Source organism: Micromonospora sp. B9E7 (assembly GCF_039871815.1).
GTDB lineage: Bacteria > Actinomycetota > Actinomycetes > Mycobacteriales > Micromonosporaceae > Micromonospora.
Genome location: NZ_JBDPLX010000028.1, coordinates 46,954 through 62,680, shown reverse-complemented (window position 1 = coordinate 62,680; position 15,727 = coordinate 46,954). Strand labels below are relative to the sequence as shown.

The following is a 15,727-nucleotide window of genomic DNA, read 5'->3' as shown; positions in this document are numbered from 1 at the left end:
CCGGGCGACCCGGCGGAGGCCGGGTCGTCGGGTGGCACCGAGCCGGCCGTGGTGGACCGGCCGGGGGACCACTGGGACCGCAAGGTCGCGAACGGTCTGGCCTTCCTGCGCCGACGGCTCTCCGGTGACTACGAGGTGGACGAGTTCGGCTTCGACTCGGAGTTGACCGACGCCGTCTTCCACCCGCTGCTGCGGCTGCTCTACCGGGACTGGTTCCGCACCGAGGTCAGTGGGGTGGAGCATGTGCCGATCGACGGGCCCGCCCTGGTGGTCGGCAACCACTCGGGGACGGTGGCGCTGGACGCGTTGATCCTCTCGGCGGCGCTGCACGACAAGCACCCCGCGCACCGCTACCTACGGCTGCTCGGCGCTGACCTGGTCTTCCGAATGCCAGTGGTCTCCGAGATCGCCCGCAAGACCGGCGGCACGGTGGCCTGCAACCCGGACGCGGAGCGGTTGCTCGGCGGGGGTGACCTGGTCGGCGTGTTCCCCGAGGGCTTCAAGGGGATCGGCAAGCTCTACGCCGACCGGTACAAGCTGCAACGGTTCGGGCGGGGTGGTTTCGTCTCGGCGGCGCTGCGCACCGGGACGCCGATCGTGCCGGTCGCCATCGTCGGCGGCGAGGAGATCTACCCGATGCTCGCCGACATCAAGCCCTTGGCGCGGCTGCTCAAGCTGCCCTACTTTCCGGTCACGCCTACGTTCCCGTGGCTCGGGCCGTTGGGCATGGTGCCGCTGCCCAGCAAGTGGCTGATCGAGTTCTGCCCACCGATCCCCACCGCCCACCTGACCGACTCGGCGGACGACCCGCTGGTGGTGTTCAACCTCGCCGACCAGGTGCGGGAGACCATCCAGCAGACCGTGCACACACTGCTGGAGCGACGGCCCGACCCGTTCGGCCCCTGAGCCAGCCGGCGCGGCGGCGAGGCATCCGTCAGCCGGCGCGGCGGCGGGCGTCTCAGCCGGCGCGGCGGCGTCGCTGCAGGGCCAGGCCGGCGGTGACCGCACCGGCGACCAGCCCGGCTGCCGCGGTCGACGGCACGGCGATCTTCACCGCTCGACGGCCGGTGCGGAAGTCCCGCACCTCCCAGCCGTGCCGGCGGGCCTGCCGCAGCAGACTGCCGTCCGGGTTGACGGCCACCGCCCTGCCCACCGCGGAGAGCATCGGCAGGTCGTTGGCGGAGTCGCTGTAGGCGGCACAGCGGGTGAGGTCGAGCCCTTCCACCGTGGCGAGCTGGGTGACCGCCTCGGCCTTCGCCGGCCCGTGCATCAGGTCACCCACCAACCGCCCGGTGTACGCCCCGTCCACCACCTGAGCCACGGTGCCGATCGCGCCGGTGAGCCCGAGCCGGGCGGCGATCACCCGGCCGATCTCCACCGGGGCGGCGCTGACCAGCCACACCCGCTGGCCGGCGTCCAGGTGACATTGTGCGAGCTGGTGGGTGCCGGCCCAGATCCGCGGAGCCATCATCTCGTCGAAGATCTCTTCCGCGAGGCGCTCCACCTCGTCCACCCGCCAGCCCTGGACGAAGGCCAGCGCGGCCTCCTTGGCCAGGGACATGTCACCGGCGTGCTCCCGGGCCAGCAGTCGGAACCGGAGCTGCTGCCAGGCGAATCGGGCCAGGTCGCCGGTGGTGAGGTAGTTGCGGGAGGCGAGCCCACGGGCGAACCAGTAGATCGACGCGCCCTGCATCATGGTGTTGTCCACGTCGAAGAACGCCGCAGCCGTGGAATCCGGTGCGGTGGCCGGGGCCAGGTCGGTCTCCGCCCAACCCGCAGTGTGCCCCTCGGCGTCGGTGCTGACCGTCACCTTACGGCTGCGCGCCACGCGACTCCCTTCCTCACCGGTACGACTGATGCTCCCCAGCGAGGGTATCCGCCGCGAACGGTCGACCGGCCGAGCACACAACGAACTGTGGCGCGGCCGGTCGGACGTGCGGTATAGGGGTCAGCGGGACCCGGGGCAGGCCTTCGGGTCGGGCCCGAGGGTGTCGCTGGCTGTCGGGGCCGGAAGGCGGCAGGCGATTGCCGCGCGTAGTGCGTCCGAACGTTCCCGGATGCTGTCCAGGAGGAGCAGCGACCGATGGGTGCGTTCCCGGTCGGCCCGGGTGCTTCCGTCGAGCAGACCGCTCACCGCGCGACGTTGGCTTGAGACGAAGGCGTTGAGGGTGTCCAGGCTGCCCGGCTCGGCCCGCTGCACCGCAGCGGAGGTGAGCAGGCGGACGCCCTGCCGGGTGTCGGCGTCCATGTCGTCGAGGATCGCGCTGTAGCCGACCCGGTCACCGCGCAGTTTGGCGGCTTCGCCGAGTCTGGTCCGGGCGAAGTCCAGGAAGAGTTGGCCGCGGCTGATGTCCGAGCTGGCCAGGGCGAGCTGGGCGCGTTCGGTCGAGCGCTTCATGCCGTAGAGCGCGTCGCCGGGCACCGCGTTCTCACTGGCGGCGGAGATGCCGGAGACGGCTATGGCGCCGGCGGCGATGCCGACCAGGATCGCGCCCCGGGCTCGGGCTCGCCGCGCGGTGACCGCCGGCAGGAGCCGTCCGCGGGTCGTCGTGGCGGCCGGTTCGCTGGCTGCCGGTGCGGCGCCCAGCCCTTCCCGTTCGGCCGTCGCGAGCAGCATCGCCCGCAGGCCGGTCCGGAATTCCGGGTCGACCTCGACAGCCGGGGGATCGACGCTGAGCCGCTGGCCCACCGCGACGAGTGGCGCGAGTTGGCCGTCCACGCGGGATCGCACGTGGTGTCGCCGAGCGCCGTTGGCCTCGTCGAGAAGCTGCGCGAAGCGCTCGGCGCGCCGGCGGGAGAAGAGGATGTCGTCCACCGCAGGCACCTCCTCTCGCTGGTCACGGCCGGTCGGCCGCCGTCGTTGCCAGCGACCGGGCGGCAGTGTGACACCACGGAGGTGAGGTGCCGCCGGCATGCCGGTGGGACCTCGGTGCCCGGGCCTGCCCGGGACATCCACCGGTCGCACCCGGAGAAACGCGGCGGACCGGGCACGGGTTACGGGCCAGGCGGGGCGGAAATTACACAAAGTGATGGTTGTCACCGCACTGCATCGGTTCTGACCTGCGCAGACGTTGATCGACATCCATCGGTTTCTCGAAACAATCTACGGTTGGAAGCCGTCCGGGAGGAGTCGGGCCAGGGCGCGAACCGCCCGATACTGCAGCGCCTTGATGGCACCCTCGTTCTTGCCCATGGCGCGGGCCGTCTCGGCGACCGAGAAACCCTGGAGGAAGCGGAGCACGATGCACTCCTGCTGCTCCGGGTTGAGCTGCTTCACTGCGGTGAGCAGCGCGACGTTGGTGATGTGCTCCACCACCGCGGCCTCCGGGCTGCCCTCCGGGCCCCGGTCCTCCCGGTCGGCGTCGAGCACGTCGCCGGTGGTGACCTCCAGGCGGTACCGGCCCGACTTGAAGTGGTCCGCGACCAGGTTGCGGGCGATCGTCACCAGCCAGGCGCCGAGGTCGCGACCCTGCCAGGTGAAGCTGCCGATCCGCTTGAGGGCGCGCAGGAAGGTGTCCGAGGTGAGGTCCTCGGCGAGTTGGCGGTTGCCGACCCGGAAGTAGACGAACCGGAAGACGGTGTCCACGTACCGGTCGTAGATCAGGCCGAACGCCGCGGAATCGCCGGACTGGGCCCGCTCGATCAGCGTCCAGACCTCGGTGGCCGGGTCGGACGGGTCCGGGCGGCTCGGGAAGCCGGTCGGGGTGGTGACGGTGGCCGGCACCGCCGGAATCACCGCTGTCTCACCCGCTGCGGGGTCGGTGGTCACCGCGGGTGTGTCGCTTCCCCGTCGACCCTGCGCGGGCAACGGCCGGGCAGGTGCGCCGACCCGCCCGCCGGGCGGCTTGGCGTTTCCGCCGGGCACCGCCGGCCGCGGTGTGGGTTCGTTGTGGTGTGGCCGGCTGCGGATCCGGTGTGCCGCGCCGTCGCCCCGCACGGCGGTGCTGTGTGGATCGTCCAGCGGGGAACGGGCCGTGGGCCGCTCGTTGACGTGGGAGCGAGCCGGCTGGCCGGTCAGACCGAGCGGGCGTTCCGCGTAACCGAAGGTGGTCACCGTGCCGCCCCCGCCCCGTCGGTCGCCAGGCGGGTCGATCTAGGTCTCGTCGGGGTGGACCGACCGGATGGCCGGTCGGGCAGGACGGTCATGGGAGTTGCCGACGGGCGGCAATTCCCCTGGAGGTGCTGGTCCAATGCGCTCACAGGCACGGGGGCCTCCTCGGGCTGAGGGGTGTCGACTCACGGCAAATGGGGTGACCCGACCCGAGTGATGATAGGGCCAACGTCACCCGCGCGTGGCAAGTCCGTTACACAAGGCGGAAGTATTTCCCGCTCCGTCGCACCGATGCCGGACCGGTTGTCCGTCGTGTGCGTTTGACTTTCCGTTCGCGCGCTGTTCCACGATGGAATGCCTGCTCGATGGCTTGCTGGACGTTCGGGCGACCCGCCGCGCCGGGTGGTCGTACGGGTGCGACCGAAGCGTGTGTGGACGGCGCCGTCCGTCCCATCGGCAGGACCTGATCGGATCGTCGGTGGAACACCGCGCAGTCCCGTCCATGGGACTCTCGCACCCCCGCCGCCCGCGTGCGGGCCCATCCGTCGGGCGTGGCCTGTCGTCGCCCGCTGTGCCAGACTCGATCACCGTGCAGGACCTCTCGGTAAACCCCGCGCCGAACCTCGCCGACCGGGTCCGCCGGGCGGCTCACGACCGCGATGACCGGGCCGCGCTGCACTGGCGCGACCAGACGCTCAGCTGGTCCGACCTGGACGCCGCGGTGGACGCCGCCGCGCGTGGTCTGTCGGCCGCCGCGCCACCCACCGACCCCGGCGGTACGCCGCCACGCGTCGCGATCGCGCTGCCGAACACCATCGACTTCGTGGTCACCTGGCTCGGCGCCCTGCGCGCGGGGCTGGTCGCCGTGCCGGTCAACCCCGGCTTCACCGCACCGGAGCTGCGGCACGTGCTGTCCGACTCCGGTGCGTCGGTCCTGGTCGGCACCGACCGGGTCCGGGGCCTGGTCGCCGACCTGACCGACGAGCTGCCCGCGCTCGTCGCCGTAGACGGCCGGCCGCCGACCGCCGACTCGCCAGACCCGGTCCGCCCGCGCCGAGGTGGCACCGACCTGGCTGTACTCCTCTACACCTCCGGCACCGAGGGGCGACCCAAGGGGGCGATGCTCTCGCACCAGGCGTTGCTCGCCAACCACGAGCAGGTCGACGTGATCGAACCGCCGGTGGTCGGGCCGACGGACACTGTGCTGCTCGCGTTGCCGCTGTTCCACGCGTACGGGCTCAACGCGGGGCTCGGCGCGGTCATCCACCACGGCGCGACCGGAGTGCTGCTCGACGAGCTGGGCCCGACCGCAGGGCTGGACGAGATCGCCCGGCACCGGGTCACCGTGCTGGTCGGCGTACCGTCGATGTTCCTGACCTGGGCCGATGCCGCCACAGCCCGCGCGGCGACCGCGTCGGTGCGGGTGGCGGTCTGCGGCGCGGCGCCGCTGGAACCCCCGGTCGCGGCGCGCTTCACCGAGGCCACCGGCCATCAGGCGCACGTCGGGTACGGCCTCACCGAGACCGCCCCGGTGCTCACCTCCACCCTGGTGGGTGGTGTGGCCAAGGCCGGCTCGATCGGTCGGCCACTGCCCGGGGTGCGGTTGCGCCTGGTCGGTGCCGACGGGGTGGACCTGTGGCGCGACGGGCTGGCCGTCCCTGACGACGACCCGGACGAGCTGGACATCTCCGATATGACGCCGGGCACGGACCCGGGGCAGATCGTCGTGTGCGGCCCCAACCTCTTCGACGGCTACTGGCCCGACGGTCGGGGTGGGCCGGACGCCGACGGCTGGTGGGGCACCGGGGACATCGCCTACGCCGACGAGGACGGGGACCTCTTCCTGGTCGACCGGCTCGGCGAGCTGATCCTGGTCAACGGGTTCAACGTCTATCCGCACGAGGTCGAACTGGTGCTCACCGGGCACCCCGGGGTGGCCGAGTCGGCGGTACTGGGTGTGCCACACCCGCGGACCGGAGAGACTGTGCGGGCGTACGTGGTGCCGGCACCGGGGCGACCGGTGACCAGCGAGGAGCTGCTCGCCCACTGCGCACGGAACCTGGCCCGGTTCAAGTGCCCGACCGCCGTCGAGATCGTCGACGCCCTGCCCCACTCGGCGATCGGCAAGGTACGCAAGACCCAGCTCCGGTCGGTGTCCCCGGCCGGCCCGTCCGCACCCGCCGACACCCGCACGGAGGTACCCGATGGCCACTGACGCCCGGCTCGCCCTGATCACCCGACCCGGCTGCCACCTGTGCGACGACGCCAAGGCGGCGCTCGACCGGGTGGTGGCGGTCACCGGCGACAAGTGGGTCGAGTGGGACGTCACCGGTGACGAGGGCCTGGAACGGGAGTACGGCGACCGGCTGCCGGTGGTGATGCTCGACGGCAAGGAGCACGGCTACTGGCGGGTCGAGGAGGACCGACTGCTGCGGGACCTGACCACGCCGCAGCTCTGAGGAGTGCCTATGGTGCTGTGATGACCTCTGCACCCCCGCACCTCGTCTGGGACTGGAACGGCACCCTGCTCAACGACCTCAGCCTGGTGGTGTCCGCCACCAATGTCGTGTTCACGAGCCTGGGCGGGCCGACCGTCACCCTCGACGAGCACCGGGTGCGGTTCCGCCGCCCGATCGCCGAGTACTACGCCGAGGTGCTCGGGCAGGCCGTGGACGACGACGAGTTCGGCCGACTGGACCGGATCTTCCACGACGCGTACCGCACCGGTTTGACCACCTGCGAGCTGGCCGCCGACGCGCGTACCGCGATGGCCGCCTGGCCGGGCAGCCAGAGCCTGCTCTCCATGTGGTTCCACGAGGAGCTGGTGCCGACCGTGCACACGTACGGGCTGACCGGCCACTTCACCCGGGTCGACGGGCTGCGGGCCACGGTCGGCGGCGACCGTAAGGCCGAGTCGCTCGAACGGCACCTGGCCGAGCTGGGCGTGGACGGCGCCTCGGTGGTGCTGATCGGTGACTCCATCGACGACGCGGACGCGGCGACCGCGGTGGGCGGCCGGGCGGTGCTCTACACCGGCGGGTTCACCGACCCGGCCCGGCTGCGCGCCTCCGGTCACCCGGTGGCCGACACCCTCACCGACGCGGTGACCCTGGCCCGGCAGGTCAGTTCCGCAGATAGGTGAGGACCGCCAGCACCCGACGGTGCTGCTCGGTGTCCGGCGGCAGGGTGAGCTTGGTGAAGATGTTGCGCACGTGCTTCTCCACCGCCCCGTCGCTGACCACGAGAGCGCGGGCGATGGCGGTGTTCGAACGCCCCTCCGCCATCAGCGAGAGCACCTCACGCTCGCGTGGGGTCAGTTCGCTCAGCGGGTCGTCGCGGCGGCGTCGGGCGAAGAGTTGACCCACCACCTCCGGATCCAGCACCGTGCCGCCGGCCGCCACCCTGCGCAACGCGTCCAGGAACTCGTCGATCGCGGCCACCCGGTCCTTGAGCAGGTAACCGATCCCGCCGCCGGAGCCGCCGGTGGTGGCGAGCAGATCATCGGCGTACGAGACCTCGACGTACTGGGAGAGCACCAGGATCGGCGTACGCGGCACCAGCCGGCGGGCCTCCACCGCCGCCCGCAGCCCCTCGTCGGTGTGCGACGGCGGCATCCGGACGTCGACGATCGACACGTCCGGACGGTGTTCCACCACCGCCTCGACCAGGGCGTCACCGTCCCCGACGGCGGCCACCACCTGGTGTCCGCTCTCGGTCAGCAGCCGGACCAGCCCCTCCCGGAGCAGGACGGCGTCGTCGGCGATCACGATGCGCATGGCTGTGTTGTCTACCACGTCGAACCCGGTCGCGCCGGTCGCCAACGGTTCACAGGGGGAGCTCGGCGCGGATCTCGGTGGGTCCGCCGGCCGGGCTGACCACCCCGAGTTCACCGCCGGCGGCCCGTACCCGGTCGGCGATCCCGGCCAGACCGTGCCCCTTGGCGAGGTGTGCGCCGCCCTGCCCGTCGTCGCCCACCCGCACCTGGAGGTGGGCGCCGTGCCGGGCGACGGCCACCGTGGCCTCGGTGGCCCGGGCGTGCTTGGCGACGTTGGTCAGTGCCTCGGCCACCACGAAGTACGCGGTGTTCTCCACCGCCGGGTCGAGCCGCCCGGCCGGGGTTCCGAGCTGCGGATCGACCTGGAGCTCGATCGGGATCAGCCCCCGGGCGGCGATGGCGGCCAGGGCGCTGGGCAGGCCCCGGTCGACCAGGATCGGTGGGGCGATGCCCCGGGACAGCGCCCGCAACTCGGCCAGCGTCTCCCGGGTCTGGGTGACCGCCTCGTCGATGGTCCGGCCGGCCGCCTCCGGATCGGAGGCGAGCTGAATCCGGGCCCGGCTGAGGTCCATCGCCAGACGGACCAGTCGTTGCTGAGGGCCGTCGTGGATGTCGCGTTCCAGCCGGCGCAGCGCGGACGCCTCGGCGGACACGGCGGCCCGCTTCTGCTCCTCCAGCACGGTGATCCGGTCCCGCATCTCGGCCACCCCGGTCAGCATGGCCTTGGCGAAGCTGGCCTGGAGCAGCGCGCAGCCCCGGACCACGATCGGCAGGGTGATCAGGAAGAACACGCCGAGCGCGGTGTTCAGGCCGATCCGGGCGGTGGTCGAGTCCCCCAGGCCGAGCAGTTGGGCCAGATCCTGGTCGCCTTCCCCGGAGGGGTGGGGCAGGGCCCAGTCGTAGGCCCAGTAGAGGGAGCCGGCGATCGCGGCGGCCCACCAGGCGACCGTCACCACGAAGGTGCCCACCGCCGCGATCAGCCGCAGGATGCCGTGTGCCAGGTCGAGCCAGGACTGGGCGTCCCGCATCGGCACGAAGATCCGCCGCCAGGCGTTCGCTCCCGTCTCCGGGAGCCGGTAGTGCGGCCGGATCCGCGGCTGGCGGAGCACCGCGGGCAGCCGCAGCCGCTCGACGTCGGCCAGCGCGCGGGCCGCGTACAGGGTGCCGCTGAGGATCGGCAGGCCGATCACCGTGACCACCAGGCCGATGCCGACCGAGAGGCCGACGACGAGGACGATGAAGCTGGCCAGTGCCAGGGGAAAGCCGAGCAGCACGTACCCGGAGTCGACGAAGAGTTGGCGGGGGATGCTCGGTGCCAGCGTCGGTGGCTCGCTGGTGGCGGCAACGGCGGTCATGCCAAAAGGCTAGGCAACCGGGCCTCCCGTCCCCATCCCGAAGCCCCGCCTCTCCTCCGTAGTGCTGCCCCTACCACCTGCGGGACGGCCCTCGGAAGGCTCGGCGCGGGATTGGTCAGAGAAGTCGGGATTGAGCAATAATCGCCCGGGCGGCGCGCGTGGAGACCCGTCGGATCGATCTTGCGGAATGGAGGTGCTGGTGAGGTTGCGCGACGCAGCGGCAAGATCGCGATTTGTGCACGTCTTCACAAGCGCCTACGCTGTGACTCCGACGCGCCCTGCTAGCACAGCCGGCAACCTCGGTCGCCAGCGGGAGTCCATAAGCGGCCCACCAGCGGAGTTGGCCGAGGATCGCACCGCACGGAGTCTCATGAGTCAGCACCGTCACCCAGGCGCGCCCGGCCGCGCCGGTGCCGTACCAGCGCTCCCGGACCTGCCCGAGGCGACCGTCGCTCGGCTCCCGGAATACCTGCGCGCGCTGCACAACCTCGCCGACACCGGTCACGAGACGGTCTCCAGCGAGGGCCTCTCCGCCGCCGCCGGGGTCAACTCCGCGAAGCTCCGCAAGGACCTCTCACATCTCGGCTCGTACGGCACCCGGGGCGTCGGCTACGACGTCGCGCTCCTGATCGAGCAGATCGAGTATGTGCTCGGGCTCACCCAACGCCGGGCGGTCGCCCTGGTCGGCGTGGGTAATCTCGGTCACGCCCTGGCCGGCTACGACGGCTTCGCCAGCCGGGGCTTCCGGATCGCCGCACTGCTCGACGCCGATCCCTCCCGGGTCGGTGAGGAGATCAACGGCCTGGTGGTCCGGCATGTCGACGACCTGCCCACGGTCGCCGCGGAGGAATCTCTCGCGATCGGCGTGATCGCCACCCCGGCCGCCGCCGCCCAGCAGGTCGCCGACCAGCTGGTCGCCGTCGGCGTGACGAGCATCCTCAACTTCGCGCCGTGCGTACTCTCGGTTCCGGAGGGGGTCGACGTGCGCAAGGTCGACCTCGCCATCGAGCTGCAGATTCTGTCCTTCCACGAGCACCGCAAGGCGTCGCTGACCGCGCTGCCCGCCACCGGCGGGTCCGCTCTCACCGCCCTGCCGGGCGGGTTCGCGGCCACCGATACCCAGGAGGCGATCGGCACGTGAAACTGCTCGTCGTCGGCGCGTCCTACCGGACCGCCCCGGTCGCCACGCTGGAGCAGCTGGCCGTGCCCCCCGCCGACCTGACCCGCACCCTGGACCGCCTGATCGCCCAGCCGTACGTCTCCGAGGCGGTGATGGTCTCCACCTGCAACCGGGTGGAGGTCTACGCCGCAGTGTCCGGTTTCCACGGTGGGCTCGGCGACGTCTGCGCCGTCCTGGCCGAACAGGCCGGCAGCTCGCCGACCGCGCTCGCCAGTCACCTGTACGTGCACTACGACACCGCCGCCGTGGACCACGTCTTCCGCGTCGCCACCGGCCTGGACTCGATGGTCGTCGGCGAGGCGCAGATCCTCGGGCAGTTGCGCGACGCGTACCACTGGGCCACCGGCGCCGACTCGGCCGGCCGCCTGCTGCACGAGCTGATGCAGCAGGCACTGCGGGTCGGCAAGCGGGCCCACGCCGAGACCGGCATCGACCGGGCCGGCCAGAGCGTCGTCACCGCCGCACTGGAGTTGGCCGCCGGGCACCTCGACGGCGACCTCGTCGGCCGCCCGGCCCTGGTGGTCGGCGCCGGTGCGATGGGATCGCTCGGAGTGGCCACGCTGTCCCGGCTGGGCGCCGGCCCGCTCACCGTCAGCAACCGGGGCGCCGACCGGGCCGTCCGGCTCGCCGCGTCGTACGGGGCGAGTGCCGCGCCGATGACCGAGCTGGCCGGCACGCTCTCCACAGTGGACATCGTAGTGGCCGCCACCGCGTCCACCGAACCGGTCCTCACCCGGGCGTTGGTCAGCGCGGCGCTGGCCGAACGGGACCCGGCCCGGGGCCCGCTGGTCCTGCTCGACCTGGCCGTCCCGCGCGACGTCGAGGAGGGTGTCGCCGAGCTGCCCGGCGTCGAGGTGATCGACATCGACCGGATGGCGGCACTGCTCGCCGACGGCCCGGCCGCTGCCGACGCCGCTGCCGTCGAACGAATCGTGCTGAGCGAGGTGGAGGGTTTCCTCACCTGGTTGCGCGGCGCCGACGTGGCACCCACCGTGGCCGCGCTGCGCGGTCGGGCCGACGACGTCGTCACCGCCGAGCTGCGCCGGCTCGCCCAGCGTCGCCCCGACCTCGGCGACGACCTGCGAGCCGAGGTGGCCCGCACGGTGCACCGGGTCGTGCAGCGTCTGCTGCACCAGCCCACCGTCAAGGTCCGCCAGTTGGCCGCGGAGCCCGGCGGCGACCAGTACGCGGCCCTGCTGCGCGAGCTGTTCGACCTCGAGGTGCCGCAGACCTCTCCGGTGGACACCGTCCCGGACGTGCTGACCCCCGACCTCGGCACGGCACTGCTCGGCACCGACCCGGTGTCCGGAGCCGACACCGCCGAGCCGACCCCGCCCACCGGAGGTGCGCGATGATCGCCCCCCTGCGCCTCGGCACCCGGGGCAGCGCCCTGGCGATGGCCCAGTCCGGCCAGATCGCCGAAGCGTTGACCGCCGCCACCGGCCGCCCGGTCGAGCTGGTCGAGGTGATCACGGCGGGCGACCGCTCCAGCGCGCCGGTGCACCGGCTCGGCGTCGGGGTGTTCGTCTCCGCGCTGCGCGATGCCCTGACCGCCAGGACCATCGACTTCGCGGTGCACTCCTACAAGGACCTGCCCACGGCTGCCGCCGCCGGGCTGCACATCGCGGCGGTGCCGGCCCGGCAGGACCCGCGCGACGCGTTGGTGGCCCGCGCCGGCCGGACGCTCGCCGAGCTGCCGCCCGGGGCCACCGTGGGCACCGGCGCGCTGCGCCGGATCGCCCAGTTGCACGCCCTCGGCCTGCAACTGGAGGTCACCCCGATCCGCGGCAACGTCGACACCCGCCTGGCGCGGGTGCTCGGCCCCGAGGCCGACCTCGACGCCGTCGTCCTGGCCCGGGCCGGTCTGGCCCGACTCGGCCGGCTCGACGTGATCACCGAATCGCTGGACCCGATGCTGATGCTGCCCGCGCCCGCCCAGGGTGCGCTGGCCGTGGAGTGCCGGGTCGACGACCAGGACCTGGTCGAGCTGCTCGCGGTGCTCGACCACGCACCGTCGCGTGCCGCGGTCACCGCGGAACGTGCGTTTCTGGCAACCCTGGAGGCCGGGTGCAGCGCACCCGTCGCCGCCTATGCCGAACTCGCCGAAGGCGAGACCGGCGATGAGATCTACCTGCGCGGGGCGGTGATCAGCCCGGACGGCACTCGTGACCTCCGGCTGTCCCGCACCGGAACGCCCGCCGACGCGGCGGAGATCGGTAAGGCACTCGCCGCCGAACTCCTCGACCTCGGCGCCGACTCGATCCTCGGCCACGAAGGACACACCGGCCCGGGGACCCAGCAATTTGGGAGCACAGAATGACCCGCACCCGTAAGCCCGTCGGCCGTATCGCGTTTGTCGGGGCTGGCCCCGGTGACCCGGGCCTGCTGACCCGTCGGGCCCACGACGCCCTGGTCGACGCCGACCAGGTGATCTACGACCGAGGAGTCCCGGAGTCGTTGCTCGCCGTCGTGCGCGCCGAGGCCAGGGACGATGCCGAGTTCACCCCGGCCGAGGGCGCGCCGGGGGACGTGGCGAAGGTGCTGATCTCCGCGGCCCGTTCCGGGTTGAACGCGGTGCACCTGGTCGCTGGTGACCCGTTCGGCCACGACTCGGTGGTCAAGGAGGTGCAGGCGGTGGCGCGCACCGCCGCCCACTTCGAGGTGGTGCCCGGCGTCGGCCAGGCCGAGGGTGTGGCCACCTACGCCGGTGTTCCGCTGCCGGGTGTGCGTACGGCCGCCGACGTCGAGGACGTCAGCGCACTGGACTTCGAGGCGCTGGCCACGGCCGTCGGCCGGGGTTCGCTCGCGCTCGCCGTGGACGCCGGTGACCTCGCCGCCGTCCGGGACGGGCTGCTCGCCGCCGGGGTCGACGGCACCACCGGCGTCGGCGTGACCGGCGACGGCACCGGCGAGACCCAGTACACGACCACGTCGACCGTGGACAGCTTCGTGGCCGCCGCGCTCGGCTTCACCGGCCGGGTGGTGCTCACCGTCGGTGTCGGCGTGGGCCAGCGCGACAAGCTGAGCTGGTGGGAGAACCGCCCGCTGTACGGCTGGAAGGTGCTCGTACCCCGCACCAAGGAGCAGGCCGGCGCGATGAGCGCCCGACTGCGCGCGTACGGGGCGATCCCGTGCGAGGTGCCGACCATCGCGGTCGAGCCGCCGCGCACTCCGGCGCAGATGGAGCGGGCCGTCAAGGGCCTGGTCGACGGCCGGTACGCCTGGGTGATCTTCACGTCGGTGAACGCCGTCCGCGCGGTCTGGGAGAAGTTCGCCGAGCACGGCCTGGACGCCCGGCACTTCGGCGGCGTCAAGATCGCCTGCATCGGTGAGGCCACGGCGGACGCGGTCCGCGCGTTCGGCATCCAGCCGGAGCTGATCCCCGCCGGGGAGCAGTCCTCCGAGGGTCTGCTGGCCGAGTTCTCCCCGCACGACGAGATCCTCGACCCGGTGGGCCGGGTGCTGCTGCCGCGCGCCGACATCGCCACCGAGACGCTCGCCGCCGGGCTCACCGAGCGCGGCTGGGAGGTCGACGACGTGACCGCGTACCGGACGGTGCGGGCCGCGCCGCCGCCCGCCGAGATCCGCGACGCGATCAAGTCGGGCGGGTTCGACGCGGTGCTCTTCACCTCGTCCTCCACCGTGCGAAACCTGGTCGGCATCGCCGGGAAGCCGCACGCCCGGACCGTTGTTGCCGTCATTGGGCCCAAGACGGCGGAGACCGCGACGGAGTTCGGCCTGCGGGTCGACGTCCAGCCGCCGCACGCCTCGGTGCCCGACCTGGTGGAGGCGCTCGCCGCCTACGCCGTCGAGCTGCGCGAGAAGCTGGCCGCCATGCCGGCCAAGCAGCGCCGCGGTTCGAAGGTGCAGGGCCCGACCGCTCTGCGCTTCCGGTAGTCGTTCGAGGAGGCCCTTCCATGTCGTACCCCGAGATCCGGCCCCGCCGGCTGCGCCGCACCCCGGCGATCCGCCGGTTGGTGTCCGAGACCCGGGTCGACCCGGCCGAGCTGGTCGTGCCGATGTTCGTCAAGGAAGGGCTGAGCGAGCCCCGGGCAATCGGGTCGCTCCCGGGAGTGCTCCAGCACTCCCGGGACTCGCTGCGCAAGGCGGCGGTCGAGGCGGTCCAGGCCGGTGTCGGTGGGATCATGCTCTTCGGTGTGCCGGAGCGACGGGACCCGACCGGCTCCGGCGGCATCGACCCGAACGGCATCCTCAACGTCGCGATCCGCGACGTGGTGGCCGAGGTGGGCGACGCCACTGTGGTGATGAGCGACCTGTGCCTGGACGAGTTCACCTCGCACGGGCACTGTGGGCTGCTCACCCCCGACGGCGAGGTCGACAACGACTCCACCCTCGCCGCGTACGCCGAGATGGCGGTGGCCCAGGCCGCCGCCGGGGTCGGCATGGTCGGGCCGTCCGGGATGATGGACGGCCAGGTCGGTGTGGTACGCCGGGCCCTCGACGCCGCCGGCTACCAGGACGTCTCCGTGCTGGCGTACGCGGTGAAGTACGCCTCCGCCTTCTACGGCCCGTTCCGGGAGGCGGTGGAGTCGGCGCTGGAGGGCGACCGGCGCACCTACCAGCAGGACCCGGCCAATCTGCGGGAGTCGCTGCGGGAGGTCGCGCTCGACGTCGCCGAGGGCGCAGATCTGGTCATGGTCAAGCCGGCGCTGCCCTACCTCGACGTGGTGTCGGCGGTGCGGGCCGCCGTGGACGTCCCGGTCGCCGCCTACCAGGTCTCCGGCGAGTACGCGATGGTCGAGGCCGCCGCCGCGAACGGCTGGATCGACCGGGAGCGCGTGATGCTGGAGACGCTCACCTCGATCAAGCGGGCCGGCGCCCAGGTCATCCTCACCTACTGGGCCGTCGAGGCCGCCCAGCTCCTGCGCGACCGCTACTGACCCTGGGCCTGCACGCTACTGCGCCTCGCGCACGTCCTGGCGCGTCCTGACCGCGTCGTCCCCTGGGCTCGCGGACGGCAAGGTAGTTCTTGCCGACCGCACCGGCCAGTGGCTGACCGGCCGACAAACCCATCGGTCATACCGGTTGCGGAGCGTAATAATCCGCTGATCAGCCCAACACTCTCCTCCGCCCTTTGCTTTGCACCCACGACGGCGACACTCACTCTCGGTTACTGGCGCATATCGAACTGCAGAGCAAAGGGGTGGACCAGGGCGTTGGGCGTCTGGCAGCTGAGATTGGATTCTCCCTGTTCGGGCCAGGGACGGGCTCGGTTTGATACTGCCGGCCTGACCGAGCACCGCGGGGATCCGTGACTCCGCGTGACGGCGAGGCATTACTGGTCTGGGAACACGGACAGTGATCTGCCGGCGGTGGGGGTTTTCCACAGGCCAGCTCGTTGTCCA

The 15,727-nt window shown here is 72.3% G+C and carries 14 protein-coding genes; 9 read left to right on the top strand and 5 right to left on the bottom strand.

All coding sequences use genetic code 11. The features are described from left to right. Positions 1–48: 48 nt before the first annotated feature. Positions 49–906: a lysophospholipid acyltransferase family protein gene (locus tag ABGB10_RS30360; protein WP_347664436.1), complete on the top strand. Its 858-nt coding sequence runs from the start codon at positions 49–51 to the stop codon at positions 904–906. A 52-nt stretch (positions 907–958) separates the two neighbouring features. Here the strand turns inward: ABGB10_RS30360 and ABGB10_RS30355 are convergent, their stop codons facing one another. From ABGB10_RS30355 to ABGB10_RS30345, 3 genes are all read right to left on the bottom strand, one after another. Beyond that, a complete protein-coding gene (locus ABGB10_RS30355; RefSeq protein ID WP_347664412.1) occupies positions 959–1,828 on the bottom strand; it encodes an HAD-IB family hydrolase in 870 nt (289 codons plus the stop codon). A gap of 120 nt (positions 1,829–1,948) precedes the next feature. Beyond that, complete coding sequence (locus tag ABGB10_RS30350; RefSeq protein WP_347664411.1) at positions 1,949–2,824, bottom strand: DUF5667 domain-containing protein; 876 nt, start codon at positions 2,822–2,824, stop codon at positions 1,949–1,951. A 279-nt stretch (positions 2,825–3,103) separates the two neighbouring features. After that, positions 3,104–4,054, bottom strand: coding sequence for an ECF subfamily RNA polymerase sigma factor, BldN family (locus tag ABGB10_RS30345; protein WP_347664410.1), 951 nt, complete (start codon positions 4,052–4,054; stop codon positions 3,104–3,106). Positions 4,055–4,553: 499 nt separating this feature from the next. Here ABGB10_RS30345 and ABGB10_RS30340 point away from each other — a divergent pair, with 499 nt between their 5' ends. Genes ABGB10_RS30340 through ABGB10_RS30330 form a run of 3 tightly spaced genes read left to right on the top strand, consistent with a single transcriptional unit; the run spans position 4,554 to position 7,193 of the window. After that, complete coding sequence (locus tag ABGB10_RS30340) at positions 4,554–6,266, top strand: AMP-binding protein (protein WP_347664409.1); 1,713 nt, start codon at positions 4,554–4,556, stop codon at positions 6,264–6,266. Beyond that, positions 6,256–6,510, top strand: coding sequence for a glutaredoxin family protein (locus ABGB10_RS30335; RefSeq protein WP_030329740.1), 255 nt, complete (start codon positions 6,256–6,258; stop codon positions 6,508–6,510). Before ABGB10_RS30340 ends, ABGB10_RS30335 begins: the two co-directional genes overlap by 11 nt. Positions 6,511–6,530: 20 nt before the next feature. After that, positions 6,531–7,193 carry an HAD hydrolase-like protein gene (locus ABGB10_RS30330; RefSeq protein ID WP_347664408.1) on the top strand — a complete coding sequence of 221 codons (663 nt, stop codon included), beginning with the start codon at positions 6,531–6,533 and terminating at the stop codon, positions 7,191–7,193. On the opposite strand, the gene ABGB10_RS30325 is transcribed toward ABGB10_RS30330, so the two are convergent. Together ABGB10_RS30325 and ABGB10_RS30320 are read right to left on the bottom strand one after the other, a co-directional pair. Next, positions 7,174–7,827 (bottom strand): response regulator transcription factor, encoded by a 654-nt coding sequence (locus ABGB10_RS30325; protein ID WP_347664407.1) that lies wholly within the window; start codon positions 7,825–7,827, stop codon positions 7,174–7,176. The genes ABGB10_RS30330 and ABGB10_RS30325 overlap by 20 nt on opposite strands. 49 nt (positions 7,828–7,876) lie before the next feature. After that, the gene (locus ABGB10_RS30320) at positions 7,877–9,181 is read right to left on the bottom strand and encodes a sensor histidine kinase (protein ID WP_347664406.1); all 1,305 of its coding nucleotides are present in this window, start codon (positions 9,179–9,181) and stop codon (positions 7,877–7,879) included. A 370-nt stretch (positions 9,182–9,551) separates the two neighbouring features. Between ABGB10_RS30320 and ABGB10_RS30315 the strand changes: the two genes are divergently transcribed. The 5 genes from ABGB10_RS30315 to hemB are packed head-to-tail and all read left to right on the top strand — an operon-like array spanning position 9,552 to position 15,262. Further along, entirely contained in the window at positions 9,552–10,322 is a 771-nt protein-coding gene (locus ABGB10_RS30315; RefSeq protein ID WP_030329747.1) for a redox-sensing transcriptional repressor Rex, read from the top strand. Further along, positions 10,319–11,716: a glutamyl-tRNA reductase gene (locus tag ABGB10_RS30310; RefSeq protein WP_347664405.1), complete on the top strand. Its 1,398-nt coding sequence runs from the start codon at positions 10,319–10,321 to the stop codon at positions 11,714–11,716. The genes ABGB10_RS30315 and ABGB10_RS30310 overlap by 4 nt, the downstream gene beginning before the upstream one ends. Further along, complete coding sequence (gene hemC / locus ABGB10_RS30305; protein ID WP_347664404.1) at positions 11,713–12,681, top strand: hydroxymethylbilane synthase; 969 nt, start codon at positions 11,713–11,715, stop codon at positions 12,679–12,681. The genes ABGB10_RS30310 and hemC overlap by 4 nt, the downstream gene beginning before the upstream one ends. Next, positions 12,678–14,258: a uroporphyrinogen-III synthase gene (locus tag ABGB10_RS30300; RefSeq protein WP_124819086.1), complete on the top strand. Its 1,581-nt coding sequence runs from the start codon at positions 12,678–12,680 to the stop codon at positions 14,256–14,258. Before hemC ends, ABGB10_RS30300 begins: the two co-directional genes overlap by 4 nt. Positions 14,259–14,278: 20 nt before the next feature. After that, a complete protein-coding gene (gene hemB, locus ABGB10_RS30295) occupies positions 14,279–15,262 on the top strand; it encodes a porphobilinogen synthase (RefSeq protein WP_347664403.1) in 984 nt (327 codons plus the stop codon). Positions 15,263–15,727: the final 465 nt, after the last annotated feature.